This is a genomic window from Falsiroseomonas sp. HW251 (assembly GCF_050563545.1).
In the GTDB taxonomy this organism is placed as follows: Bacteria; Pseudomonadota; Alphaproteobacteria; order Acetobacterales; family Acetobacteraceae; genus Falsiroseomonas.
This window is the reverse complement of the sequence record NZ_JBNXUM010000014.1, coordinates 130493-153820: the sequence shown is the minus strand read 5'-3', so window position 1 is coordinate 153820 and position 23328 is coordinate 130493. Positions and strand designations below refer to the sequence as shown.

Genomic DNA, 23328 nt, shown 5'->3' with positions numbered 1-23328 from the left:
TTCGATCGGTCGCTCTAATGTACCGCTTGGTTCAAAGCAAGCGAGGAAGCGTGCCATGGCGATCATGCTCCGTGCCGCCGGCGCCTGGACCGGGGAGGGCGTCGTCGCGCCGGCCGAGATCCACGTGGACGGGGCTCGCATCGCCTGGATCGGCCGGCAAGGGGAGCGGCCCGTGCCAGACGGCGCGACCGTGATCGAGCTCGGCGCGCATTGGCTGCTGCCGGGCCTGGTAGACGCGCATCTGCATCTCTGGGGTCTCGACCTGTCGGAGCCCTCGGCGCTCTGGAGCTGGACGCCGGCCTACCGGGCGGCGCGCGCCGTCTCCGACCTCGGCGCGCTGCTCGACGCCGGGATCACCGCGGTGCGCTGCTGCGGCGGGCCGCTCGGCCCCTCGCTCGCACGCGCGGTGCGGGAGGGCGTGGTGCCGGGGCCGCACATCGTGGCGGCGGGTGAATTCGTCTGTTCCCGCGCCGGCACCTGGGACCCCGCGGCGTGGCCACTGGAATGGGCGGAGCGGACGGGCATGTTCGCCGACGGCCCGGACGAGATCCGCCGCCGCGTGCGCGAACGCCTGCGGCAGGGCGCCGATTTCATCAAGATCGGCGGCTCCGTCGGCGAGCACACGGACGTCCTGCGCCCCTGGGGCAACGATCCCGCGCGGCTGCGCCTGTCCTATGGCGACGACGAGGTCGCCGCCGCCGTTGCCGAAGCGCACCGCAACGGCCTGCGCGTCGCCACCCACGCGATCGGGGACGCCGCCGTGCGCCAGGCCCTTGAAGCCGGCGTGGACACGATCGAGCACGGCCATGGCGTGACGGAGGACACGGCGAAGCGCCTGGCCGATTCCGGCGCCTGGCTGGTGCCGACGCTCTCGCTGCCCGCGCTGCGCATCGAGCGCGCGCCGCCCGCCATCGCCGAAGGCTGGAAGCGGCACCGGGAGGTGCAGCGTCGCTCGCTGCAGATCGCGCTGCGGCAGGGCGTCCGCATCGCCGCGGGCACGGATTTCGTCGGCCCGCCCTTCACCCCGTTGGGCCCCAGCGCGATGGAACTCGAGCTGCTGGTGGAGGCCGGGATGACGCCGGAGCAGGCGCTGCACGCCGGCACCATCGGCGGCGCGGCGGCGATGGGGATGGCGGACCGCATCGGCCGGCTCGCGCCTGGCCTGGAGGCCGACGTGATCGCCGTTCCCGGCGACCCCGCGCGCGACATCGCGCTGGTCCGCCGGGTCGGCTTCGTCATGCGCGGCGGCGCGGTGTGGAAGCCGCTGGCTTGAGCCGCGGCCGCGCGAGGTCTAACACCCCGCCGCCATGACCGACCTTCCCGACCGCCTCTCCGTCGATCCCCGCAGCCCGCATCACGATGCGGCGCTGCTCCAGCGCGGCATCGGCATCCGCTTCAACGGGGCGGAGAAGACCAATGTCGAGGAATACTGCGTCAGCGAGGGCTGGATCCGCGTCGCCGTCGGCAAGACGCTGGACCGCAAGGGCAACCCGCTCACGATCAAGCTGCAGGGCAAGGTCGAGCCCTATCTGAAGGAACCGCCGGCGGCCGCGGAAGGCTGAGCGCGGCAGGATCCCGACGGATATCTGCCGCGCTTCTGCTCCGTGCTGCCTCACGCCCGCGTGACGGAAGCCCGAACCGCCGCGCCCCGAGCCACACCGCACGCTAGGCTCCCCGCGGCAGGAACGGGAGACGCCGACCATGATGCGCATCGTCCACAAGCTCGCCGGCGCCGCGGCGCTGATCTGCGGCCTCGCGGGACAGGCGACGGCGCAGCAGGCAGGGGATCCCGATCTCCTCGCGCGCGGGCGCTATCTCGGCGAGGTCGTGGCCTTCTGCGGCGCCTGCCACAACAGCTTCGGGCCCAGCATGCAGCCCATCCCTGGCATGACGCTCGCCGGCGGCCGCGTCTTCGAGGAGCGCGGCATGCGCGCCGTGGCGCCGAACATCACCCAGGACCGCGAGACCGGCATCGGCAACTGGACCGACGCTGAGATCGCGGCGGCGATCCGCAGCGGGCATCGGCCCGACGGCTCGCTGATCGGACCGCCGATGCCAGTCGAATCCTATCGCGGCATCTCGGATCGCGACCTCGCGGCACTCGTCGCCTGGCTGCGCACCGTCCCGCCGGTGCGCCACGTCGTCGAGGAGAAGTCGCGCTATCCCTTCGCGCTGACGCCGCATGGGCCGGACGTTGCATCCGTCGCCGACCCGCCCGCCGGAGATCCCGTCGCGCGCGGCCGCTACATCGCGGTCAACCTGGCGCATTGCATGGACTGCCATTCCGCCCAGCTCAGCGAAGGCCGCGCCGACCCGAACGGCCGCGGTGCGCGCGGCGTGGTCCTGGAAGGACCCTGGGGCGCGGTGCAGGCACGCAACATCAGCAGCCACCCGACCGAGGGCATCGGCCGCTGGACCGACGATCAGATCCTCGGCGCGATCACGCGCGGCGTCTCGGCCGACGGCCGCCGCCTTGCGCCGCCGATGGGAGGGCGATCCCCGGTATGGGCGCGCATGGAGCCCGAGGACCTTCGCGCGGTGGTCGCGTATCTCCGCTCCTTGCCGCCGCAGGACCACTGAAGCGCGTACCCGGGCTCCACGCCGCGGCGCAAAGCTGCCACTCTCCGGCTACGGGCCCCGGGCGGGGCAAGGGGGAGGTCCAAGGGTGAAGCGTCGCACGATTCTCGTCACATCAGCGGCTCTTGCGCTGCCGTCGGTGGCGCGCGCGCAAGGCGCCTGGCCCACGCGCCCGGTGACGCTGGTCGTGCCCTTCGCGCCGGGCAGTTCATCCGACATCGTCGGCCGCGCCATGGCGCAGCAGATGCAGGTGGCTCTCGGCCGGCCCTTCGCGGTGGAGAACCGCCCCGGCGCGACCGGCGAGATCGGCGCGCGCCAGGTGATCCGCTCCGCCCCCGACGGCACGACGCTGATGCACGCGCCGATCAGCACCTGGGCGATCAACGTCGCGCTGCGGCCGAACCTGGCCTACGACCCCGTGCGGGAGCTGACGCGCATCACGCAGACCGTGCGCACGCCGAATGTGCTGGTGGTGAACCCGCGCACGGTGCAGGCGACGACGCTGCCGGAGCTCGTGGACTGGATGAAGCGCAATGCGGGGCGGGTTTCCTACCCGTCCTCCGGCGTCGGCTCCTCCGACCACCTGACGGGCGAGATGTTCAAGCTCGCGACGCAGACCGACATGGCGCATGTGCCCTACTCCGGCGGCGGGCCGGCGATGACGAGCATCGTCGCCGGCGACACGCAGGTGTCGTTCCAGAACCTCGGCGCGGTGATCCCGCTGATCCAGGACGGGCGGCTGCGTCCCATCCTGATCACGTCGGAGCAGCGCAGCCCCGTGCTGCCGAACGTGCCGACCGCCGGCGAGGCGGGGCTGCGCGACTTCGTCGTCTATTCCTGGCAGGGCTTCGGCGGCCCGCCGAACATGGCTGCACTGCTGGTGCAGCAGGTCTGGGAGGCAGCAACGGCGGCGCTGAAGAGCCAGGCCGTCGCGCCGCGCCTCACCGAGCTCGGCTTCGACGTCGTCGCCAACACGCCCGCGGAATTCGCGGCCTTCCAGGAAGCCGAGATCGCGCGCTGGCGGCGCGTGGTGCAGGCCGGCGACATCAAGGCGGAGTAGGGAAGGAAGAGCGGCCTCCTCCCTATCCCTCCCCCCACAACAGCGGGGGAGGGGGAAGCCGACCTCAAGCTACGCATCTCCCTCCTCCCCCGCGGTTGCGGGGGAGGCCGGGAGGGGGCCTTTCTCGCCCTCAGCCCTTCCCGAACAGCCTGCGCAGCTTCGCCCAGAGCCCCTCGCCGCGTCCGGCGATCTTCTGATGACTCACATGCGGGCGCCGTGACGGCGGGGGCAGCGCGGTCGCGACGGTGTGCCTGCCGGCATCACCGGCCTCGATCAGCCGCTGCTCCAGGTCGATGACCTGCGCCACCGCTTCCGGCGGGCGGGTGTCGGCCAGGATGCGGGCGGTCGCGGCGGCGTCGTTCCAGGACTCCGATCGGCGCAGCGCATCCACCACGCGCACGGTCTGCTCGGCATCGAGCGGCGGGCCGTTGCGCCAAAGCGCCACCGCCTCCTGCCGCCAGACCCGCGCGAGGTCCAGGCGATCGAGATCGTCCGCCACCCAGGCTGCCTGCAGCGTGGCCTCGGCCGCGGCGTGCAGCGCGCCGGTCTCCTCCAGCACCAGCGCCCAGGCCAGGAAGCGCCGCGCCAGCGGCGGGACGGAGCCGTCGGCCAGCAGCGCGCGGAACGGCGCAGCCCGCACGGCTTCCGCGGCCGCCGGATGCGCGCGGCTGATGTCGGGCGCGCAATAGCCGCAGGCCGGGCACTGCTGCAGCCAGCGCGCCATGGTGGAGCGAACGGGCTCGCCCGGCCGCAGGTCGAGATCCGGCGGCTGCTCGGGCGGGGTGGGCTTGAAGGGAGGCTGCCGGCTCTCGGTCCCGCAGACGCCGCAGCGCATCGCGCCGGCGGCCGCGGACCGCGACCCGGGAGAGGGGATCTCGGCCATCGCCCCAACCTAGGCAGGATCGGCGCAATGTCGAAGGGGGAAGTGATGGGAAAGACGTCGTGCGCAGGTGGAACGACGCCCGACCGTTGCCCTCGGCCCTCGGGCCTCGCTAAACGTCGGGCATGCCGCGCGGCGACCTCTTTCCCGACATCGCGCCCTTTGAGACGGGGCTGCTGCCCCTTTCGGGTGGCCATGTCATGTACTGGGAGCAGGTCGGCAACCCGCGCGGCCAGCCCGTCCTGTTCCTGCATGGCGGGCCCGGCGCCGGCGCCGGGGCGATCCATCGCCGCTTCTTCGACCCCGGCCATTGGCGGGTCGTGATCTTCGACCAGCGCGGCGCCGGCCGGTCCCGACCGCTGGGTGAGCTGCGCGACAACACCACGCCGCACCTCGTCTCCGACATCGAGGTGCTGCGCCGCTTCCTCGGCGTCGAGCGCTGGCTGCTGTTCGGCGGGTCCTGGGGCTCCACGCTCGCGCTGGCCTATGCCCAGGCGCATCCCGACCGGGTCGCGGGCTGCGTGCTGCGCGGCGTCTTCCTCGGCCGCCGGACCGAGGTGGAGTGGTTCCTCTACGGCCTGCGCCGCGTCTTCCCCGATGCCTGGGGCGCCTTCGCCGAGCACATCCCGGAAGCCGAGCGCGACGACCTGCTGACCGCCTATCTAAAGCGCCTGTGCGACCCCGACCCGCTGGTGCACGGCCCCGCCGCCCGGGCCTGGAGCCTGTACGAGGGCTCCTGCTCCACCTTGCTGCCGAGCCCGGATACGGTCGCCAGCTTCGCGCAGGACCGCAGCGCGCTCGGGCTCGCCCGGATCGAGGCGCACTACTTCGCGCACGACCTGTTCCTGCCGCCGAAGGGGCTGCTGGGCCACATGGACCGCATCGCCCACATCCCGGCCGAGATCGTGCAGGGCCGCTACGACATGGTCTGCCCGCCCGACACCGCCTTCGACCTGGCCGCGGCTTGGCCGCGCGCGCGGCTGACGGTGGTGCCCGATGCCGGCCATTCCGCGCTGGAGCCCGGCGTCAGGACCGCGCTGGTGGCGGCGGTGGAGAGGTTCAGGCGGCGGGGGTGACGGGCGGTCGCTACGCAATCGCCTGGTAGCGAACTGTCACCTCGTCCTTCTCCGCCGCCGGCGCCGGAACGGAGCAGTATGCGGTTCGGTAAGGCGCCGGCCGGCGGTCGAACATACGGATCACCCGCCGCGAGCCCAGGTCGCGCACGCGCCCGGCCAGCAGCTCCGGCCTTCCGAACCGCCGCTCCCTCGCCCAGCATTCGGTCAAGGTGATCGCGCCGAAGTCGGGCACCGGGTAGAGCAGGTTCCGTGGCGGGACGAGGGGCGCTACGGCCTGCGGTGCCGTCTCGCGGTGCACGGCCGGGCGCTCCACGACAAAGCAGGCGGCGGAGCCGTCCGCCGGCGCCTTCACCCGGTCCACGCGAACCGACATGCCTTGCAGGTCCTCGGGCCGGTTCGTCCACAGCTTCTGCCAGAAAGCGCCGGTGCTGTCGTTCACGACACGGAAGAAAGCTTCATGCGGCGTCGGCATGGTCAGCCAGCAAGTCACCGTCTCGCCGGGTGCGACCACGAAGCCGGGCACCGGCACTTCGATATAGCCGGGCTGCGAGTCCTTGCCCTTCACCCACCACTGCGTCCACGCATAGGTTTCGACAACGAAGGACGTGCCGGGCAGGCAGTTGGGATCGCCCGGCCTGAAGTCGAGCACGATCGTCGTCCCGACCTGCGGCAGCGACGCGGAGCTGCTGCGATGCCCGTCGAGCCCGATCCATGTCGATACCTTGTAGGAGTTGATGCCGGCGGCAGGCGGCGAATTCGGATTGCCGCCCGGCGGCAGCCGGATCTCCTGCCGCGCCGGCAGCCGCCAGCGCGCGGACACCGTGGAGAACTGCCCACCGCCCGGCGCTGCGATCAGGACACCCGACCAGTTCAGGCTGCTGCCCCACCGCGTTCCACCCCAGGCATCCGCACCCGTGTTGCTCGCCCCGGAAACGTCGGAACGCTGCCGATGCTCCACCGCCGGAATGTATTGCAACGCAACATCGGGGACCTGCGCGCCGACATTGGCGAAGAGCGCGTTCCAGCGTGCGACCACGGCCGCGTCCTGCGCCGCGTCGCCAAGCAATGCGACGGGGTCGTTGCCCAGCACGGAACGGATGCGGTTGACCCGGACGAGATCGTCGAGCCGTGCCACCACCGCTTTTGCGGCTGCGTCGTCGAGGAGCATGGACTCAGTTCCATTCGTCCTTGGCAGCCTGCACGGTGTCTTCGAAGCTCTTGCAGGCGCCGGCCCGCGTCAGCACCGCGAAGAGCCGCCCGGCCAGATCCTCGCCAGCGGCACTGTCGGAGGGATAGTGCACGCCGGCGATCTCGCGGTTGCGGGCGATCCGCTTCGCGACGACCAGCGCCGCTGTCGCGACCGAGTTGCGGCCCGCGGGCACCACATGCCCCACGATCCGCGCGACGAGGTGCGCCTGCGTCGCATGGCCGCTCGGGTAGGCGCTGTGCCCGGGCAGCGCGACCACGGGACGGAGCGCGGGCACCATCTGCGAAGGGCGCACGCGATCGAAGATCCGCTTGAGGCGCATCGCCGCCAGCGTCGCGACGAGATTGCCGATTTCCATCAGTCGCACGGTCTTGGGGTGGGTGTTAGGGGAGGCCGACATCACGCCGAGGATGTCGGGGAAGAAGTTCGCCGCCTGCGCCAGGATCTCCCCGGTCGCGTCAGCGCGCTCGTCCTCGGCATAGCGCACCAGCAGGTCAAGCTCCTCGTTCACCGCGTCGGCGACGACGATGTTCTTGCCCGGGTTGGCCGCCTGCAGCGCCTGGACGCGCGGATGCAGCCTCTGCTCCCAGGAGTCGATGAGCAGCGGCCCGGCCGGCTGCGTCGCCACGAGCTGCTGCCATTCGGGCGTCGCCGTGAACTCGGCCAATGCGCCCCAGGCCCACCACATGCTGTCCCAGTGGCGCGCGAAGGAGCGGGGCGCGCCGTTGCGGATCGCGGCGAGCGGGCCTTGCCCGTCGGGCGTCAACTCCGTGACGAAGGGGAGGTCTATGCGATCAACGAAGAAACCCGCGCCGCCGCCGAGGTTGCCGGTGTTTCCGGTATTTCCGGTGTTGCCCGTATTGCCGGTGTTCCCGGTGTTGCCCGTGTTCCCCGTGTTTCCGGTCATCGTCCCCCCCTCTCGTCAGCTCGTCAGGTCGCTAATCCGGCAGGCCCGCCATGACGAGCCGCGCCGCAAACGTGTCACGGTCGCGACCGCGCAGCGGCGTCCTCTTGCGAAAGGCCGAGACGCGGAAGCCGGGATCGATCAGAAGCAACTCGGCCGCCCTGGCCTGGGCCTCCGGCAGCCGGTCCAGCGCGACCAGGCAGCAGATCACGGTCCGGTAGGCCGGCGGGTGGTGCCGGGTGATGGCCAGCGCCCGCTCTCCCCAGGACAACGCCTCCTCGAACTCGCCGGTCGTATAGAGCGCCTGCGAAAGGATATGCTCGTAGAAAAAGCGGAACGGGTCCAGCGGCGTAAGCCGGACCGCCTGCCGGGCGTAGGTGACCGCTTCCTGCGCACGGCCGGTCCAGCAGCGCAGGGCGGCCGCGTAGGCCAGGGCGAGCGCGCAGTTCGGCGACGCCACCAGGGCCTGTTCGAGCAGTCGCTCTGCCTCCGCAAACTCATGGTAGACATAGGCGATCACCGAGGCCCTGAGCGTCAGGGCGACAGCATCCCGACCGTCCAGCGCGATCGCCTCATCGGCCAGCCGCAGCGCCTCCCGCGCATCCGCCAGCGGGTCGGCCGAGGCGCCGTGCGAAAGCTGGATGCAGTGCCAGAAGGCCGCGTAGGACCGGGGCAGCGCGTCGTTGGAATCGGCCTCGATGGCCAGTGCCAGCAGACGCCGCGCCTCGTTGAAGTTGCCGGGGTCGAGGCGGTGCATCCTGTCCAGCGCCTGGAGTACCAGGTCGTAGGAGGTCAGGTTGGCTGGCGCGGTCCGCAGCGCCCGCGCCAATTCGCGCTCTCGCACCTGCGGTGCGATGGTTGCGACGACCTGCTCGGCGATGCGGTCCTGCAACGCGAAGATGTCGGACACGTCGCCGTCGTAGCGGTCGGAGCGGATGATGGCACCCGTCTCCGTCTCGCTCAGTTCCGTCGTGATGCGCAGCCGGTCGCCCGCGCGTCGCACGCCGCCGTAGAGCGCATATCGCACGCCGAGCCTCTTGCCGACCTCCTTCGGATCCACCGTGCTTTCCGCCAGCGCCAGCGCCGAGCTGCGGCTGACGACCGTGATGCGCTCGAGCCCCGAGAGCACATGCACGATCCCCTCGATGATGCCGTCGGCGAAGTAGCCCTCTTGCATATCGCCCGCGTCCTTGCGAAACGGCAGCACGGCGATGGAGGGGCGGTCGGACGGCATCGCGGTGCCGTTGATGCGCGGCAGGTTGGCGTTCGCGGCCTCAATCTCGATCTCGGCCTGCATGAGGTAACCGCGGCGCGGCACGGTCTTCAGCAGGTCCGTCCCGGCGCCGCCGATCGCCTTGCGGATCTCCACCACGCATTGCGTGATGCTGTCGTCGGTGACGAAGAGATTGGGCCAGACGGCGTCCAGGATCTCCTGCCGCGCCACCACTCGGCCGGGGTTGCGCAGGAGCAGGCGCAACAGGTCGAGCGTCTTCGGCCGCAGCACCGTCTCGGTGCCGTCGGGGGCCTTGAGCGTGCCGCGGCCGTCATCCAGCACGCAGCAGCCGAACCGGACCTTCCCCATGAATGGGCTGGTTCCCTGCATGTCTCCCTGTGGTGTCGACTGCCCATGTAACAATGCCACGTTGCCGCGCCGCAGCAAAGGCAGTCGGGAACCGCAGCGGTCACGCGGCTGTGCGCGCCAACCCTGGCGGGGAACCTCGTGCTCGATGCGGATAGCAGCGGTTGCGGACATTCTCCGGGGCGGCCTCCTGCCACGCGACAAGGATACCCAGGCGCGCGGGCCACGGTGGCGAAAGAGTTCCGAAATGGTCCGAGACGGTCAGTCCCCGGCCAGCTGCACCAGATCCATCTTCAGCAGCCAGGCCAGCGCCCGCTGGGCGCGCCAGGCGCGGGGGCCAGGCATCTCCGCCGTGAGCTGCGCGACCGTGGCGGGGCCGTCCTGCAGCCTCTCCAGCGTCTCCTGCAGGGCGTCGCCGCCGGGCAGCAGGTCGCGCCGCGGCACCGTGCCGGTCAGGCCGGCCAGATGCTGCATTCGCCGCATCGCCGCCGCGGCGTCCTCGCCTTGGACGAGTCGGAGCCGCGTCTCGGGCGAGAGCCGTCGCGTCGGGTAGTCCGCGAAAAGCACCGAGGGATCGGGCCGGTGCGGCAGCCTTTCCTGCCCGCGGAGCGGCTGCGCGCGTTCCGCCCGCGCGGCGGCGCGGATGGTCGCGAGTTCCTCCACCAGCCCGATCCAGCGCGGGATCACCGCGGCCCAGTCGAAACGGGACGCCGCATCGCGCCGCGCCGCCTGTCCCATCCGCGCGCGCAGCCCGGCATCGGCGAAGAGCGCGGCGAAGGCCTGCTCCGCCGCCGGGACGTCCACTGCCGTGAACTGCGCGATCCCCGCGATGAACTGGTCGTAGGTGTCGAGGCCCGTGTCGTGCCGGTCCGCGAGATCCGTCATCGGCCCGGCCATGGTCACCGGCACGCGGAAGCCGGTCTCGCCATGCTTCACCGTGTCCTTGAGCCCGTCCCAGTCGGTGCCGACCACCGGCAGGCCGGCCGCCAGCGCCTCGACCGGCGCCAGGCCGAAGCTCTCCTGCACGTTGTCGGACAGCAGGGTGAAGAGGTCGGCGACGTTGCGGATCGTGGTGTCGGCCGGCGGGCGCTCCACCAGCCGGATCGCGAGGTCCGGCGCGACGGCGGCGGCCTGCTGCTCGAAGGCGCGGCGCTGGACGTCGTCGGCGTACCAGCCCGACAGCACCAGCACGACCTTCGACCCCGCCGGCGCGCGCGACGCGGCCCGCCCGATCGCGGCGAACATGGCCAGCGGATGGCCCTTAGCATGGAAGGAGAGCCGGCCGTGATGCAGCACGACGATGTCGCGATCGCCGATGGCGAGCCTCTCGCGCCATTCGGCGCGGGCGCGCGGATCCGGCGCCAGCGCCGCGGCATCCACGCCGAGCGGGATCACGGGCAGCTGCGGCCCCTCGATCCGCGTCGCGCCGAGGCGCTGCTGGAGGTAGCGCGCCTGCCCTTCCAGCAGCCGCCGCACCGCCTTCTGCACGGCGGTCGAGGTGCAGACGATCGCGTCCCATTCCTGCACCGGCGCCACCAGGCTCTCGACGATCGAATCCATCGCGCCGGCCGAGGCGATGGTGTGCGTGATGCCGACCAGCGAGAAGGCGGCGGCCTCTCCCACCCGCCGGCGCCGCCAGGCGAAGTCGCCGAGACCCGGCCCCGGCAGGAAGAAGCAGCCGATCTCGCGGAGCCTGGCGTAGTCGCTGTCCGGGATGGCCTCCGTCGGCAGGGTGACGCCCTGCGCGGCGGCGAGCCGCGCGACATGCTGGCGGAAGGCGTCCGCGTCGCGCTGGCTGCGGGTCAGCGCGACCAGGCGGTCGAAGCCGGAATGGCGCACCAGGCCGGCCAGGAAGCCCTCGCCGGCGGCATGCCGCCCCATCAGCCGGGGCCGCGACGTGTCGTAGCCGTCGGGGGCGTAGAGGATGGCGGCGCCGTGGGGCGCCCGGTTCGCGGGCATGGCGGGGCAGGCTGCGTGCGCCTCAACCCCCGGTCAAGAAGTTGCCCCCCGCCGCGCCCGGGAGTATCCGCCAAACATGGATCTTCCGGTCTCCGCGACGGTCCCAAATGAAGGCCCGCTGCCAGCGTACCGACATCTTACCGACCGGGGCTTGCTCCAGGCCGATCCCGCGCAGCTGCGCGCGGCGGAGGTGCTGCAGGATCTCTGGCGCCGCACCCGCGGCTATGATCCGCAGCCCGAGGATCCCGAGCCCGGCGGGTTCTTCGCCCGCTTCATGCGCCGCAAGCCGGTCGCGCCGGAGGAATCGCCGGCGGGCACGCCGATGGGCCTCTACCTCGTCGGCGAGGTCGGGCGCGGCAAGTCCATGCTGATGGACCTGTTCTTCGCCTGCGCCGAGGTCGCGCGGAAGCAGCGCATCCACTTCCACGAATTCATGCAGCACCACGTGCATGCGCGCATCCACGCCTGGAAGCGGAAGCATGGCGACACCGCGGACCCGATCCCGCCGCTGGCGGACAGCATCGCCGCCGAGGCCGCGCTGCTCTGCTTCGACGAGTTCCAGGTGCACGACATCGCGGATGCGATGATCCTGGGCCGGCTGTTCCAGGCGCTCTTCGCGCGCGGGACGGTCGTGGTGGCGACGTCGAACACCGTCCCCGACGACCTCTTCAAGGGCAAGCCCGGCCGCGACGCCTTCCTGCCCTTCATCGCGCTGATCAAGCGCCGGCTCGAGGTACTGGTGCTGGATGGCGGGCGCGACTACCGCCGCCAGCGCGTGATCGAGATGCCGAGCTGGCACATGCCGGCCGATGGCCGCGCCGAGGCCGCGCTGGACGCCGCCTTCCGCGAGCTGACGGGACAGGACCACGGCTCGCCGATGCGCCTCGCGCTGCTCGGCCGTGCGATCGAGGTGCCGCAGGCCGCGGAGGGCGTCGCGCGCTTCGACTTCGACACGCTCTGCGGCAAGCCGCTGGGACCGGCGGATTACCTGCTGGTGGCGACGCATTTCCACACGCTGGTGCTGGACGGCGTCCCGCGCCTCGGCGCCGAGAATTTCGACAAGGCACGGCGCTTCATCACGCTGGTGGACGCGCTCTACGAGCACCGCGTGAAGCTGATCGCCAGCGCCGCCGCGGCGCCGGACAAGCTGTATGAGCGGGGCGAGAACGCCGCCATGTTCGAGCGCACGGCGAGCCGCCTTCACGAGATGCAGAGCCGCGACTGGCGGGCGCAACCGCATCTTCCGTGAAACATCCGGAAATACGGCGTTGACAGGCCACGACAGGCTGTGGCCTCTGGCGGGCAGTGTTGTGCTTCGGGTCCGGGGGGACCTGCCTGCGGCCGGGGGGCGGCGGGGCGGCACGAAGACAGGGGGAATGACCTGCATGCGTGGATTCCTGCTCGCCCTTGCGGCGATCGCGACGACGATTCCCGCGGCCGAGGCCGCCCAGCGCGACACGCAGAGGACGCAGGCGAGCAGACAGGCCAAGCCGGCAACGCAGGTCCAGGCGACGTCGCGGCAGGCGCCGTCCCGTCACGTCGTGCATGCCCGGTCGTCGTCCTCGCGGGTGGCGGTGCGGCCGGGCGATGTGCGCACGACCTCGAGCAGCATGGTGGTTCGCGGCGCCTCGGCGGCGACGGTGTCGCGCGATGCGATGACGCGGCAGGACCGCGGCGCGCGGGGCTGGCAGTCCGGGCTGATGCCGACCAGCCACGCCCAGACCCAATGCCCCGAGGGCACGTTCGCGACGCTCGCCAGCGGCCACGCCAACGTCGTGCGCTGCATGCCGTTCTGATCCGCGGACCGAACGCGGAGGTCGAAGGGGCGCCGCAAGGCGCCCTTTTTCGTTGCGGGTTGCCGGCGCCGCGGCCGGGCCACACACTCCGCCAACCCCGCGGAGGAAGCCCATGCGACGACGCACCTGGCTGGCCGCCCTGCCCGGCCTCTCCCTGGCCGGTCTCGCCCGCGCCCAGGCGCCCTGGCCCACCCGCCCGATCCGCCTGATCATCCCCTACCCGCCGGGCGGCGGCACCGACACGCTGGCGCGACCCTGGGCGGAGCGCATGCGCGCGAGGCTCGGCCAGCCCGTGGTGATCGAGAACCGCGGCGGCGCGGCCACCAACATCGGCATGGAGGCCGCGGCACGTGCCGCACCCGACGGCTACACCATCGTGATCAACGCCGACAACATCGCCTACTTCGCGATGCTCTACCGGCGCATGCCCTACGACCTGTTCCGCGACCTCACGCCCATCGGCTACATGGCGGAGACGCCGCTCGTCGTGGGCATCAACCCGGCCATCCCCGCCCGAACGCTGCGGGAGTTCGTCGCGCTGGCGAAGGCCGATCCGCGGAAATTCAGCTTCGCCAATCCGTCCGTGGGATCGCCGCATCACCTGGGCTACGAGCTGCTGGCGAAGGAAGCGGGGCTCGACCTGGTGCAGGCGGAATACCGCGGCGGCGGGCCCGCGATGAACGACGTGCTGGCGGGCCATGTCAGCCTCGGCGTGTTCTCCTTGGGCTCCGTCACGCAGCACTTCGCCGCGGGCACGCTGCGGCCGCTCGCGCTGCTGTCGCCGCGGCGGGCCTCGGCCGCGCCGGACATCCCGACGACGGCGGAGGAAGGCTTCCCGCGCGCGGTGAACGCGCTGCGCTTCCTGCTGTTCGCGCCTGCCGGCACGCCGGCGCCGATCGTCGCGACGCTGCACGAGGCGATGGTCGCGACGCTGGAGGAACCCGCGCTGCGCGAGCAGCTGACCCGTGCGGGCTTCGAGATCACGCCGTCCACGCCCGAGCAGGCGCTGGCGATGCTGCGCGCGGAGCGTGACCGCTGGGCAGAGATCCTGCCGGCGCTGAACCTTCAACTCGATGCGGGGTGACGACCATGGCCGTTCTCGACATGCCGGGCGATGCGGCGCGCGTCATCCAGGCGGTGCGCGCCGGCGGTGTCGCGATCATCCCGATGGATGTCGGCTATGCCGGCATCGGCGGCTGCCAGGACGCGCTGATGCGCTTCTTCCGCGCCAAGGGCCGCGGCGCGCACAAGCGCAACGCCATGCTCGGCAACCTCGACCTGCATGACGAGCTGCATCGGCTGGACGCGCGCGGGCGCCAGATGGTGCGCTGCCTGGTCGAGGATTACGACCTGCCCGTCGCCGTCGTCGCGGGCTTCCAGCAGGACCATCCCTTGCTGAAGGCGCTGGGCGAGGAGGCGCTTGCCGCGAGCACCGATGGCGGCACGCTGGCCATGCTGCTGAATGCCGGCGGCTTCCTTCTGGAGCTGACGCGCCAGGCGACCGCGGCCGGGCAGCCGCTCTTCGGCAGTTCCGCCAACCTGACAGGCACCGGCACGCGCTTCCGCGCCGCCGACATCCAGCCCGAGATCCGCGCCATAGCCGACATCGTCGTGGACTATGGCCTCGTGAAGTTCCACCGCTATCGCCGGAGCTCCACGATGATCGACTTCCGCACCATGGAGGTCGTGCGGATCGGGTCCTGCTACGAGGTCATCGCCGACGTGCTGAAGCGCCACTTCGACGTGGACCTCCCGCCCGATCCGGGGCTGGACGCGCTGCCGTCCGGGCACCTGCGCGAGGCGCAGCGGAACTACGCGTGACCTCCACTCTCGAAACTCCCCGCCTCATCCTGCGCGCTCCGACCCTCGCCGACCTCGACGGCTGGTCGCTGCTGATGTCGGACCCCGAGGCCGCACGCTTCATCGGCGGCGTGCAGCCGCGCTCGATGTGCTGGCGCGCCGTAATGATGATGGCGGGGTCCTGGACGCTGAACGGCTTCGGCTTCTTCTCCGTCATCGAGAAGGCCACGGGCCGCTGGATCGGCCGCGTCGGCCCCTGGTACCCCGAGGGCTGGCCGGGCCCGGAGGTCGGCTGGGGCATCCTGCGCGACGCCTGGGGCAAGGGCTATGCGCTGGAGGCCTCGGCGGCGGCGATGGACTGGACCTTCGGCGCGCTGGGCTGGGCGGATGCCGTGCACGTCATCCACCCCGACAACGCGCGGTCCCGCGCGCTGGCGGAGCGCCTGGGATCAGTGAAGCGCGGCGCCTGCCGCCTGCCCCCACCCTGGGACGCCGAGGAGCTCGAGCTCTGGGGCCAGGACGCGGCGTCCTGGCAGGAGAAGGCCCTCTCCACCCGCAGGGGGGAGAGGGATGGGTGAGGGGGGCGTGCCCGATCGCGCTGTCGCCAGGAAGCTGCGCGTCCCTCTCACGCTACCCTAGCCTGCGGCAGTGTTCGGCTTACGCCTCCCTGCCTCCGGCGTCGCGGCAGTGCCGCGACCCCCCATAAGCGGGGGAGAGGCCTCGTCGGCGCCTAGCGCGGCAGCGGCGTCACCAGGCGGAAGCGCTGCGCCCGCTTGCCCGTGTCCACCTCGGTGGTGAAGACGTTGCCGCGGCTGTCCACGGCCATGTTGTGCACCCAGTGGAAGTCGCCGGCGTTCCGCCCATTGCGGCCGAAGCGGCCGATGATCTCGCCGGCCTCGCGCGCCAGCAGCCACACCGTGTTGTTCTCGCCATCCGCGGTCAGCAGCAAGGATTGCGCGGGGTCGGGCAGGAAGTCGATGTCCCACACGGACCCGTTCCCCAAGGTGTTCGCCGCCACGAAGATCTCCCGCACGAAGGTGCCGTCGCGGCGGAAGACCTGGATGCGGTCGTTCTGCCGGTCGCAGACATAGACCAGCCCGTCGCGCGCGAGGCGCACGCAATGCACGGGGTTGCCGAAGCTCGGTGACGGCGGCTGGCCCGCGACATAGGCGGGGATCGGGTCGTCCGGCGGCGGCTGCCTGCCATAGGCGCCCCAATGCCGGAGATAGGCGCCGGTCGTCGCGTTGAACACGATCACGCGCCGGTTGCCGTAGCCGTCGGCGACGAAGGCCTCGTTGGTCGCGGTATCCACCTCGACGTCCGCGGGCCGGCCGAGGCGCCGGGTGTCGTTGCTGCCGCCGGTCTCGCGATGCACCCCGATCTGCAGCAGGAAGCGGCCGTCGCGAGTGAATTTCAGCAGGACGTGGTGATTGTTGCCGTTGCCGCCGATCCAGACATTGTCCTCGGCGTCCACATAGATGCCATGCTCGTTCTCTGGCCAGGCGGGGTGATGGCCTGGTCCGCCCCAGGCCTGGACGACGTTGCCGTCGGGGTCGAACTCGATGACGGAGGGCGCGGGGATGCAGCAGTCCGACCGCGGCGGAGTCAGGGCGGCGCCGCGCTCGTCCGGCGTCATGCTCCGCGGGCGGTGGATGACCCAGACATGGTCGCGGCGGTCCACCGCGACGCCGGCGGCCTGGCCGATGCCCCAGCGGTTGGGCAGCGGCTTAGGCCAGAAGGGGTCCACCTGGTAGACCGGCGCCGCCGGCCGGTCCTGCGCCTGCACTACCCCTGCCAGCGCCGCTGTCGCAGCCAGCGCCAGGATCAGCCGTTTCAGCATGGCGGTTCCTCCCCGCCGTAAGCCTCGGACCCCGACGGCGGCCCGGTCAAGCGCCCCCGTGATAACCTTCAGGGGGCGAACCTGGAGGGAAGGTCGAGGTCGAGGCCCCTGCCCGGCGCCCGCCTTGCCCATGCTGCGCTGCGGGAGTAATCACCGCCGGGGCGTTGCACGCCCTTGAAAAACGACGCGCCCGGCACGCCCCGCACCGCGGCCCGGGCCAGGTTGAGGACAGCGCATGGCCCGCAAGAAGATCGCCCTCGTCGGCGCCGGCAACATCGGCGGCACGCTCGCCCACCTGATCGGCCTGAAGGAGCTCGGCGACGTCGTGCTCTTTGACGTCTTCCCAGGCGTGGCCGCGGGCAAGGCGCTCGACATCATGCAGTCCGGCCCGGTGGATGGCTTCGACAGCAACATGGTCGGCGCCGGCGACTACGCCGCGATCGAGGGCGCGGACGTCGTCATCGTCACCGCCGGCTTCCCCCGCATGCCCGGCATGACCCGCGACGACCTACTGACCAAGAATGCCGGCGTCATCACCCAGGTCGCCGAGGGCATCAAGAAGTACGCGCCGAACGCCTTCGTCATCTGCATCACCAACCCGCTCGACGTCATGGTGTGGGTGCTGCAGCAGAAGTCGGGCCTGCCCGCGAACAAGGTCGTCGGCATGGCCGGCGTGCTGGACAGCGCGCGCTTCCGCCTCTTCCTCGCCCACGAATTCGGCGTCTCGGTCGAGGACGTGACGGCCTTCGTGCTCGGCGGCCATGGCGACACGATGGTGCCGCTGACCCGCTACTCCACCGTCGCCGGCGTGCCGGTCCCGGACCTCATCAAGATGGGCTGGACCACGCAGGAGAAGATCGACGCGATCGTCACCCGCACGGCGAATGGCGGCGGCGAGATCGTGAAGCTGCTGGAGAAGGGCAGCGCCTTCTATGCGCCGGCAGCATCCGCGATCGCGATGGCGGAGAGCTACCTCCTGGACAAGAAGCGCGTGCTGCCCTGCGCGGTGCTGCTGAACGGCGAATACGGCCAGAAGGACTTCTATGTCGGCGTGCCCGTCGTGATCGGCGCGGGCGGCGCGGAGCGCGTGCTGGAGGTTCAGTTCACGCCGGAGGAGAAGGCCGCCTTCGACAAGTCCTGCGACGCCGTGAAGAAGCTCATCGAGGACTTCAAGAAGCTCGGCGTCTGATCCCTCCGGTCGGGGGAGCGGTCCCCCGGCCGCCCCCACCTGACCGGAGATCCGGATGAACATCCACGAGTACCAGGGCAAGGAACTGCTGCGCCGCTACGGCGTGGCCGTCCTCGACGGGCATGTCGCCTGGACGGCGGAAGAGGCGGTAGAAGCCGCGAAGAAGCTGCCAGGCCCCGTCTACGTCGTGAAGTCGCAGATCCATGCCGGCGGCCGCGGCGCGGGCCGCTTCAAGGAAGACCCGAACGGCAAGGGCGGCGTGCGCGTCGTCAAGTCGATCGAGGACGTCAGGGCCGCGGCCGAGGCGATGATCGGCAAGACGCTGGTCACCAAGCAGACCGGCCCCGCCGGCAAGATCGTCTCCCGCGTCTATGTCGAGGACGGCTGCGACATCAGGCGCGAGCTCTATCTCGGCCTGCTGGTGGACCGCGACACCTCCCGCGTCGTGATCATGGCCTCCACCGAAGGCGGGATGGAGATCGAGGAGGTGGCGGCCAACCACCCCGAGAAGATCCTGAAGGTCCATGTGGACCCGGCGTCCGGAATTTCCGGCTTCCATGCGCGTAAGCTCGCCTTCGGCCTCGGCCTCGAGGGCAAGCAGGTCTCCGCCTTCACGAAGTTCGTCACGGCGCTGTATGGCGCGTATCTCGAGCTCGACTGCGCGATCGTCGAGATCAACCCGCTGGTCGTCACCGGCAAGGGCGACATCGTCGCGCTGGATGCCAAGGTGTCCTTCGACGACAACGCGCTGTTCCGCCACAAGGACCTCGAGGCGCTGCGCGACGACAGCGAGATGGATCCGAAGGAACTCGACGCCGCCAACAACGACCTGAACTACGTGGCACTCGATGGCGAGATCGGCTGCATGGTGAACGGCGCGGGGCTCGCGATGGCCACGATGGACATCATCAAGCTGTACGGCTCCTCGCCCGCGAACTTCCTCGACGTCGGCGGCACGGCGAACGCCGCGCGCGTGACGGAGGCATTCCGGATCATTACCTCCGACGCCAACGTCAAGGCGATCCTGGTCAACATCTTCGGCGGCATCGCGAAGTGCGACATGATCGCGACCGGCATCGTCGAGGCGTCGAAGAACCTGTCGTTGTCGGTGCCGCTGGTCGTGCGGCTCGAAGGGACGAATGTCGAGCTCGGCAAGAAGATCCTCGCCGAGAGCGGGCTGGCCATCATCTCGGCCGACAACCTCGCGGACGCGGCCCAGAAGGTCGTGGCCGCCGTGAAGAAGGCCGCCTGACCGATGGCGATCCTGGTCGACAAGAACACCCGCGTCATGACCCAGGGCTTCACCGGGGCCCAGGGCACCTTCCACGCGCAGCAGGGCATCGCCTACGGGTCCAACTATGTCGGCGGCACGACGCCTGGCAAGGGCGGCACGATGCACCCCGAGCTCAACCTGCCGGTCTTCAACACGGTCGCCGACTGCGTCGCCGCGACAAAGGCGAACGCGTCGGTGATCTATGTCCCCGCGGCCTTCGCCGCCGATGCGATCCTGGAAGCGATCGACGCCGAGGTCCCGCTGATCATCTGCATCACCGAGGGCATCCCGGTGCTCGACATGGTGAAGGTGAAGCGCGCGCTGTCCGGCTCGAAGTCGCTGCTGGTCGGGCCGAACTGCCCGGGCGTCATCACCCCCGACGCCTGCAAGATCGGCATCATGCCCGGCCACATCCACCGCCGCGGATCGGTCGGCATCGTGTCACGCTCCGGCACGCTGACCTATGAGGCGGTGGCCCAGACCACCGCGGCTGGCCTCGGCCAGTCCACCTGCGTCGGCATCGGCGGCGACCCCGTGAAGGGGCTCGACTTCATCGACGTGCTCGAGATGTTCCTTCGGGACGACGAGACGCGGTCCATCATCATGATCGGCGAGATCGGCGGCGAGGCCGAGGTCGTCGGCGCGGAATACCTGCGGCGCGAGAATTTCGGGCCTGGCAAGCCGAACAAGCCCGTGGTCGGCTTCATCGCCGGCGCCACGGCGCCGCCTGGACGTCGTATGGGCCATGCCGGCGCGGTGATCTCGGGCGGCAAGGACACGGCGGCGGCGAAGATGGAGGCGATGGCCTCGGCGGGGATAAAGGTGGCGGACAGCCCGTCTTCCCTTGGATCGACCATGGTCAGGGCGCTGGCGCGGTAAGGGCGGCCGAAAGCCCTCTCCCCCGCTTATGGGGGTCGCGGCACTGCCGCGACGCCGGAGGCAGGCAGGCGTAAGCCGAACACTGCCGCAGGCTAGGGTTGGGTTAGGGGGGACGTGCCGGATGGGAGAAGCGCTCGCCATCTCGACGCCCCCCTCACCCTTCCCTCTCCTCCCTGTGGGTGGAGAGGGTATCGTCGGCGCCCGTTGAGCCGGCGGAAGGGCGCAGGCCCGACCCTCCGCCCACGCGGGGGTCAGGACTGCCATGATCCCGCCCTCCGCCTTATCTATGTGACGGCTGCGCGCCCCGCCGGGGCGCGCTCGCGTATCCGGGGACGGACCCGGAACGAAGGTTGAGGAAAACCGGCGGCCGCCAGGCCGGCGCCGCCGAGGAGGACAGAATGGCCGGTGTGGACGTTCTTGCCAGCGTGATGTCGGGGGCCAATGCGGCCTTCCTCGCCGATCTCTATGCCCGCTGGGCGGAGAATCCCGGCAGCGTCGATCCCTCCTTCGCAGAGCTCTTCGCCGCGCTGAACGACGAGGCGCGCGCCGTGCTGGAAGACGCGACCGGCGCATCCTGGGCGCCGCGCTCCCGCGGCAGGTTCGGCCCGGACCCGGAGCCGCCGCCGGCGCCGAAGAAAGACGCGAAAGCAGCCGCCGCGCCGGCTCCGGCCGTCGATAAGGCCGCCGCGCAGCGCGCGGTGCTCGATTCCATCCGCGCGCTGATGCTGATCCGCAGCTACCGTGTGCGCGGGCATCTCGAAGCGCAGCTCGACCCGCTCGGCCTGCAGAAGCCGGCGCCGCATGCGGAGCTGACGCCGGCGACCTACGGCTTCACCGACGCCGACATGGACCGGCCGATCTTCCTCGATTTCGTGCTCGGCAAGGAATACGCGACGCTCCGCGAGATCCTGAAGATCTGCCGCGCGTCCTATTGCGGCTCGATCGGCGTGGAGTTCATGCACATCCAGGATCCCGGCCAGAAGGCCTGGATCCAGCGCCGGATCGAAGGGGCGCCCTGGAACGGGGCATTCGACAAGGCCGCGAAGAGGAAGATCCTGCAGGAGCTGACCGAGGCCGAGGGCTTCGAGGCCTTCTGCGCCAAGAAATACGCCACCACCAAGCGCTTCGGCCTGGAAGGCGGCGAGAGCACCATCCCCGCGATCGAGACGGTGATCGAGGTCGCGGCCGGCCTCGGCGTGAACGAGATCGCGATCGGCATGGCGCATCGCGGGCGCCTCAACGTGCTCGTCAACGTCGTGAAGAAGCCCTTCTCCGCCGTGTTCAGCGAGTTCAAGGGCGGCACCTCCGCGCCGGAGGACGTGCAGGGCTCGGGCGACGTGAAGTACCACCTCGGCACCTCGGCCGACATCGAGATCGCCGGGCGCATGGTGCACCTGTCGCTGCAGCCGAACCCGTCGCATCTGGAAGCCGTCGACCCCGTGGTGATCGGCAAGGTGCGCGCGCGCCAGGACATGGCGGGCGACACCAAGACGCGGCGCAGCGTCATGGGCATCACGCTGCATGGCGACGCCGCCTTCGCCGGCCAGGGCGTGGTGTACGAGACGCTGGCGATGAGCCAGCTCATCGGCTACCGCACCGGCGGCACGATCCACATTGTGACCAACAACCAGATCGGCTTCACCACCGTCCCGCTGCACGCCTATTCCGGCCTGTACTGCACGGACGTCGCGAAGAGCATCCAGGTGCCGATCCTGCACGTCAACGGCGACGACCCCGAGGCCGTGGTGTTCTGCGCCAGGATGTGCGCGGAGTTCCGGATGGAGTTCGGCGCAGACATCGTGCTCGACATCGTGTGCTACCGCCGCCATGGCCACAACGAGACCGACGAACCCGCTTTCACCCAGCCCATCATGTATGGCCGCATCAAGGAGATGCGGACGACCCGCGCCAAATACGCGGAGAAGCTGGCCGCCGAGGGCAGTCTGACGGCCGAGGAATCGAAGGCGATGTACGACGCCTTCAACGCGACGCTGGAGGATGCCTTCCAGGCCGCGTCGTCGTTCAAGCCGAACAAGGCGGACTGGCTGGAAGGCCACTGGTCCGGCCTGAAGGCGGTTGCCGTCGGCGAGGAGGTGGAGAAGCTGCACGAGACCGCCGTCGGCCTCGACACGCTGCGCGAGGTCGGCGCGGCGCTGGCGCGCGTGCCGTCGGACTTCGCGGTGAACCCCAAGATCGCCCGCCAGCTGGAAGCGAAGAAACAGGCGATCGAGACCGGCGAGGGCATCGACTGGGCGACCGGCGAGGCACTGGCCTTCGGCACGCTGCTGCTGGAAGGCCATCGCGTGCGGCTGTCCGGCGAGGACGTGCAGCGCGGCACCTTCAGCCACCGCCACGCCTACCTCGTGGACCAGAACACCCAGGCGGAATACGTGCCGCTCAACAACATCCGCGCGGGCCAGCCTCGCTTCGAGGCCTTCAACAGCCTGCTCAGCGAATTCGGCGTGCTCGGCTTCGAATACGGCTACACCCTGGCCGATCCCCGCACGCTGGTGCTGTGGGAAGCGCAGTTCGGCGACTTCGCCAACGGCGCGCAGGTCATCATCGACCAGTTCATCGCCAGCGCCGAGACGAAGTGGCTCCGCATGTCGGGCCTGGTGATGCTGCTGCCGCATGGCTATGAAGGCCAGGGGCCGGAGCATTCCTCGGCGCGGCTGGAACGCTACCTCCAGCTCTGCGCGGAGCGGAACATGCGCGTCGGCAACCTGACCACGCCGGCGAACTACTTCCACGCGCTGCGCCGCCAGCTGAAGGCGAACTACCGCAAGCCGCTGGTGCTGATGACGCCGAAATCGCTGCTGCGCCACAAGCTCGCGGTCTCCTCGCTGGCTGATTTCGGCCCGGGCAGCGGCTTCCAGTACGTCATCCCCGAAGTCGACGCGATCGCGCCGGACGACCAGATCGCGCGCGTGGTGCTGTGCACGGGCAAGGTCTATTACGACCTGCTGCAGGAACGGCGCGACAAGGGCGTGAAGGACGTCGCCATCGTGCGGCTGGAGCAGATCTATCCCTTCCCGGCGATGAGCCTGGGCAAGGCGCTGGCGCCCTATGTCAACGCCGAGGTCGTATGGTGCCAGGAGGAGCCCGAGAACATGGGCGCCTGGACCTTTGTGGACCGCCGCATCGAGAAGGTGCTGGGCGGGCTGGAGCACAAGGTAAGGCGGCCGCGCTATGTCGGCCGCGAGGAAGCGGCGAGCCCGGCCACCGGCCTCGCGCGCGTCCACCAGCAGCAGCAAGAGACACTGGTGCGCCAGGCCCTGAGGCTGGCCTGACCACGCAAGAGGCAGAACG

The 23328-nt window shown here is 70.6% G+C and carries 20 protein-coding genes; 14 read left to right on the top strand and 6 right to left on the bottom strand.

Going from position 1 to position 23328, the window contains the following annotated elements; genetic code table 11:
• Positions 1–55: 55 nt before the first annotated feature.
• From ACLF3M_RS18250 to ACLF3M_RS18235, 4 genes are all read left to right on the top strand, one after another.
• Complete coding sequence (locus ACLF3M_RS18250) at positions 56–1273, top strand: amidohydrolase family protein (RefSeq protein WP_430658394.1); 1218 nt, start codon at positions 56–58, stop codon at positions 1271–1273.
• A 34-nt stretch (positions 1274–1307) separates the two neighbouring features.
• The gene (locus ACLF3M_RS18245) at positions 1308–1562 is read left to right on the top strand and encodes a DUF3297 family protein (protein ID WP_430658393.1); all 255 of its coding nucleotides are present in this window, start codon (positions 1308–1310) and stop codon (positions 1560–1562) included.
• Between the two features lie 139 nt (positions 1563–1701).
• On the top strand, positions 1702–2580 hold the full coding sequence (locus tag ACLF3M_RS18240) for a c-type cytochrome (protein ID WP_430658392.1): 879 nt from the start codon (positions 1702–1704) through the stop codon (positions 2578–2580).
• 85 nt (positions 2581–2665) lie between these two features.
• Positions 2666–3637 carry a Bug family tripartite tricarboxylate transporter substrate binding protein gene (locus tag ACLF3M_RS18235; protein ID WP_430658391.1) on the top strand — a complete coding sequence of 324 codons (972 nt, stop codon included), beginning with the start codon at positions 2666–2668 and terminating at the stop codon, positions 3635–3637.
• Between the two features lie 130 nt (positions 3638–3767).
• Here ACLF3M_RS18235 and ACLF3M_RS18230 read toward each other — a convergent pair whose 3' ends face one another.
• Positions 3768–4520, bottom strand: a complete 753-nt coding sequence (locus ACLF3M_RS18230) for a hypothetical protein (protein ID WP_430658390.1) — start codon at positions 4518–4520, stop codon at positions 3768–3770.
• Between the two features lie 122 nt (positions 4521–4642).
• Between ACLF3M_RS18230 and pip the strand changes: the two genes are divergently transcribed.
• Positions 4643–5593, top strand: coding sequence for a prolyl aminopeptidase (pip, locus tag ACLF3M_RS18225; protein ID WP_430658389.1), 951 nt, complete (start codon positions 4643–4645; stop codon positions 5591–5593).
• A gap of 10 nt (positions 5594–5603) precedes the next feature.
• On the opposite strand, the gene ACLF3M_RS18220 is transcribed toward pip, so the two are convergent.
• The 4 genes from ACLF3M_RS18220 to ACLF3M_RS18205 form a co-directional block, all read right to left on the bottom strand.
• Positions 5604–6761, bottom strand: a complete 1158-nt coding sequence (locus ACLF3M_RS18220; RefSeq protein WP_430658388.1) for a G1 family glutamic endopeptidase — start codon at positions 6759–6761, stop codon at positions 5604–5606.
• A 4-nt stretch (positions 6762–6765) separates the two neighbouring features.
• The gene (locus ACLF3M_RS18215; RefSeq protein WP_430658387.1) at positions 6766–7707 is read right to left on the bottom strand and encodes a phosphatase PAP2 family protein; all 942 of its coding nucleotides are present in this window, start codon (positions 7705–7707) and stop codon (positions 6766–6768) included.
• Positions 7708–7738: 31 nt separating this feature from the next.
• Positions 7739–9457: a winged helix-turn-helix domain-containing protein gene (locus ACLF3M_RS18210; RefSeq protein WP_430658386.1), complete on the bottom strand. Its 1719-nt coding sequence runs from the start codon at positions 9455–9457 to the stop codon at positions 7739–7741.
• A gap of 87 nt (positions 9458–9544) precedes the next feature.
• Positions 9545–11242 (bottom strand): glycosyltransferase family 4 protein, encoded by a 1698-nt coding sequence (locus tag ACLF3M_RS18205; RefSeq protein ID WP_430658385.1) that lies wholly within the window; start codon positions 11240–11242, stop codon positions 9545–9547.
• A gap of 76 nt (positions 11243–11318) precedes the next feature.
• Between ACLF3M_RS18205 and zapE the strand changes: the two genes are divergently transcribed.
• From zapE to ACLF3M_RS18180, 5 genes are all read left to right on the top strand, one after another.
• Positions 11319–12491 carry a cell division protein ZapE gene (zapE, locus tag ACLF3M_RS18200; RefSeq protein ID WP_430658384.1) on the top strand — a complete coding sequence of 391 codons (1173 nt, stop codon included), beginning with the start codon at positions 11319–11321 and terminating at the stop codon, positions 12489–12491.
• A gap of 136 nt (positions 12492–12627) precedes the next feature.
• A complete protein-coding gene (locus tag ACLF3M_RS18195) occupies positions 12628–13038 on the top strand; it encodes a hypothetical protein (RefSeq protein ID WP_430658383.1) in 411 nt (136 codons plus the stop codon).
• Between the two features lie 112 nt (positions 13039–13150).
• On the top strand, positions 13151–14122 hold the full coding sequence (locus tag ACLF3M_RS18190) for a Bug family tripartite tricarboxylate transporter substrate binding protein (RefSeq protein WP_430658382.1): 972 nt from the start codon (positions 13151–13153) through the stop codon (positions 14120–14122).
• A gap of 5 nt (positions 14123–14127) precedes the next feature.
• Entirely contained in the window at positions 14128–14859 is a 732-nt protein-coding gene (locus ACLF3M_RS18185) for a Sua5/YciO/YrdC/YwlC family protein (protein WP_430658381.1), read from the top strand.
• The gene (locus tag ACLF3M_RS18180; protein WP_430658380.1) at positions 14856–15416 is read left to right on the top strand and encodes a GNAT family N-acetyltransferase; all 561 of its coding nucleotides are present in this window, start codon (positions 14856–14858) and stop codon (positions 15414–15416) included. Before ACLF3M_RS18185 ends, ACLF3M_RS18180 begins: the two co-directional genes overlap by 4 nt.
• 152 nt (positions 15417–15568) lie before the next feature.
• Here the strand turns inward: ACLF3M_RS18180 and ACLF3M_RS18175 are convergent, their stop codons facing one another.
• Positions 15569–16678 (bottom strand): hypothetical protein, encoded by a 1110-nt coding sequence (locus ACLF3M_RS18175; protein WP_430658379.1) that lies wholly within the window; start codon positions 16676–16678, stop codon positions 15569–15571.
• 235 nt (positions 16679–16913) lie between these two features.
• Here ACLF3M_RS18175 and mdh point away from each other — a divergent pair, with 235 nt between their 5' ends.
• The 4 genes from mdh to ACLF3M_RS18155 all read left to right on the top strand — a co-directional run bounded on the left by mdh (position 16914) and on the right by ACLF3M_RS18155 (position 23309).
• Entirely contained in the window at positions 16914–17867 is a 954-nt protein-coding gene (gene mdh, locus ACLF3M_RS18170) for a malate dehydrogenase (RefSeq protein WP_430658378.1), read from the top strand.
• 55 nt (positions 17868–17922) lie between these two features.
• Positions 17923–19119 carry an ADP-forming succinate--CoA ligase subunit beta gene (gene sucC / locus ACLF3M_RS18165; RefSeq protein ID WP_430658377.1) on the top strand — a complete coding sequence of 399 codons (1197 nt, stop codon included), beginning with the start codon at positions 17923–17925 and terminating at the stop codon, positions 19117–19119.
• Positions 19120–19122: 3 nt separating this feature from the next.
• Positions 19123–20019 (top strand): succinate--CoA ligase subunit alpha, encoded by an 897-nt coding sequence (gene sucD, locus ACLF3M_RS18160; protein ID WP_430658376.1) that lies wholly within the window; start codon positions 19123–19125, stop codon positions 20017–20019.
• A gap of 398 nt (positions 20020–20417) precedes the next feature.
• The gene (locus ACLF3M_RS18155) at positions 20418–23309 is read left to right on the top strand and encodes a 2-oxoglutarate dehydrogenase E1 component (protein ID WP_430658375.1); all 2892 of its coding nucleotides are present in this window, start codon (positions 20418–20420) and stop codon (positions 23307–23309) included.
• Positions 23310–23328 lie beyond the last annotated feature (19 nt).

Excerpts from the sequence above, each read along its gene's own strand:
- ACLF3M_RS18155 (WP_430658375.1), top strand. The coding sequence starts at position 20,418 with ATGGCCGGTGTGGACGTTCTTGCCAGCGTGATGTCGGGGGCCAATGCG.
- ACLF3M_RS18185 (WP_430658381.1), top strand. The coding sequence starts at position 14,128 with ATGGCCGTTCTCGACATGCCGGGCGATGCGGCGCGCGTCATCCAGGCG.
- ACLF3M_RS18245 (WP_430658393.1), top strand. The coding sequence starts at position 1,308 with ATGACCGACCTTCCCGACCGCCTCTCCGTCGATCCCCGCAGCCCGCAT.
- sucC (WP_430658377.1), top strand. The coding sequence starts at position 17,923 with ATGAACATCCACGAGTACCAGGGCAAGGAACTGCTGCGCCGCTACGGC.
- mdh (WP_430658378.1), top strand. The coding sequence starts at position 16,914 with ATGGCCCGCAAGAAGATCGCCCTCGTCGGCGCCGGCAACATCGGCGGC.
- ACLF3M_RS18205 (WP_430658385.1), bottom strand. The coding sequence starts at position 11,242 with ATGCCCGCGAACCGGGCGCCCCACGGCGCCGCCATCCTCTACGCCCCC.
- sucD (WP_430658376.1), top strand. The coding sequence starts at position 19,123 with ATGGCGATCCTGGTCGACAAGAACACCCGCGTCATGACCCAGGGCTTC.
- ACLF3M_RS18215 (WP_430658387.1), bottom strand. The coding sequence starts at position 7,707 with ATGACCGGAAACACGGGGAACACGGGCAACACCGGGAACACCGGCAAT.
- ACLF3M_RS18230 (WP_430658390.1), bottom strand. The coding sequence starts at position 4,520 with ATGGCCGAGATCCCCTCTCCCGGGTCGCGGTCCGCGGCCGCCGGCGCG.
- pip (WP_430658389.1), top strand. The coding sequence starts at position 4,643 with ATGCCGCGCGGCGACCTCTTTCCCGACATCGCGCCCTTTGAGACGGGG.
- ACLF3M_RS18190 (WP_430658382.1), top strand. The coding sequence starts at position 13,151 with ATGCGACGACGCACCTGGCTGGCCGCCCTGCCCGGCCTCTCCCTGGCC.
- ACLF3M_RS18195 (WP_430658383.1), top strand. The coding sequence starts at position 12,628 with ATGCGTGGATTCCTGCTCGCCCTTGCGGCGATCGCGACGACGATTCCC.
- ACLF3M_RS18250 (WP_430658394.1), top strand. The coding sequence starts at position 56 with ATGGCGATCATGCTCCGTGCCGCCGGCGCCTGGACCGGGGAGGGCGTC.
- ACLF3M_RS18175 (WP_430658379.1), bottom strand. The coding sequence starts at position 16,678 with ATGCTGAAACGGCTGATCCTGGCGCTGGCTGCGACAGCGGCGCTGGCA.
- zapE (WP_430658384.1), top strand. The coding sequence starts at position 11,319 with ATGGATCTTCCGGTCTCCGCGACGGTCCCAAATGAAGGCCCGCTGCCA.
- ACLF3M_RS18210 (WP_430658386.1), bottom strand. The coding sequence starts at position 9,457 with ATGTCCGCAACCGCTGCTATCCGCATCGAGCACGAGGTTCCCCGCCAG.
- ACLF3M_RS18220 (WP_430658388.1), bottom strand. The coding sequence starts at position 6,761 with ATGCTCCTCGACGACGCAGCCGCAAAAGCGGTGGTGGCACGGCTCGAC.
- ACLF3M_RS18240 (WP_430658392.1), top strand. The coding sequence starts at position 1,702 with ATGATGCGCATCGTCCACAAGCTCGCCGGCGCCGCGGCGCTGATCTGC.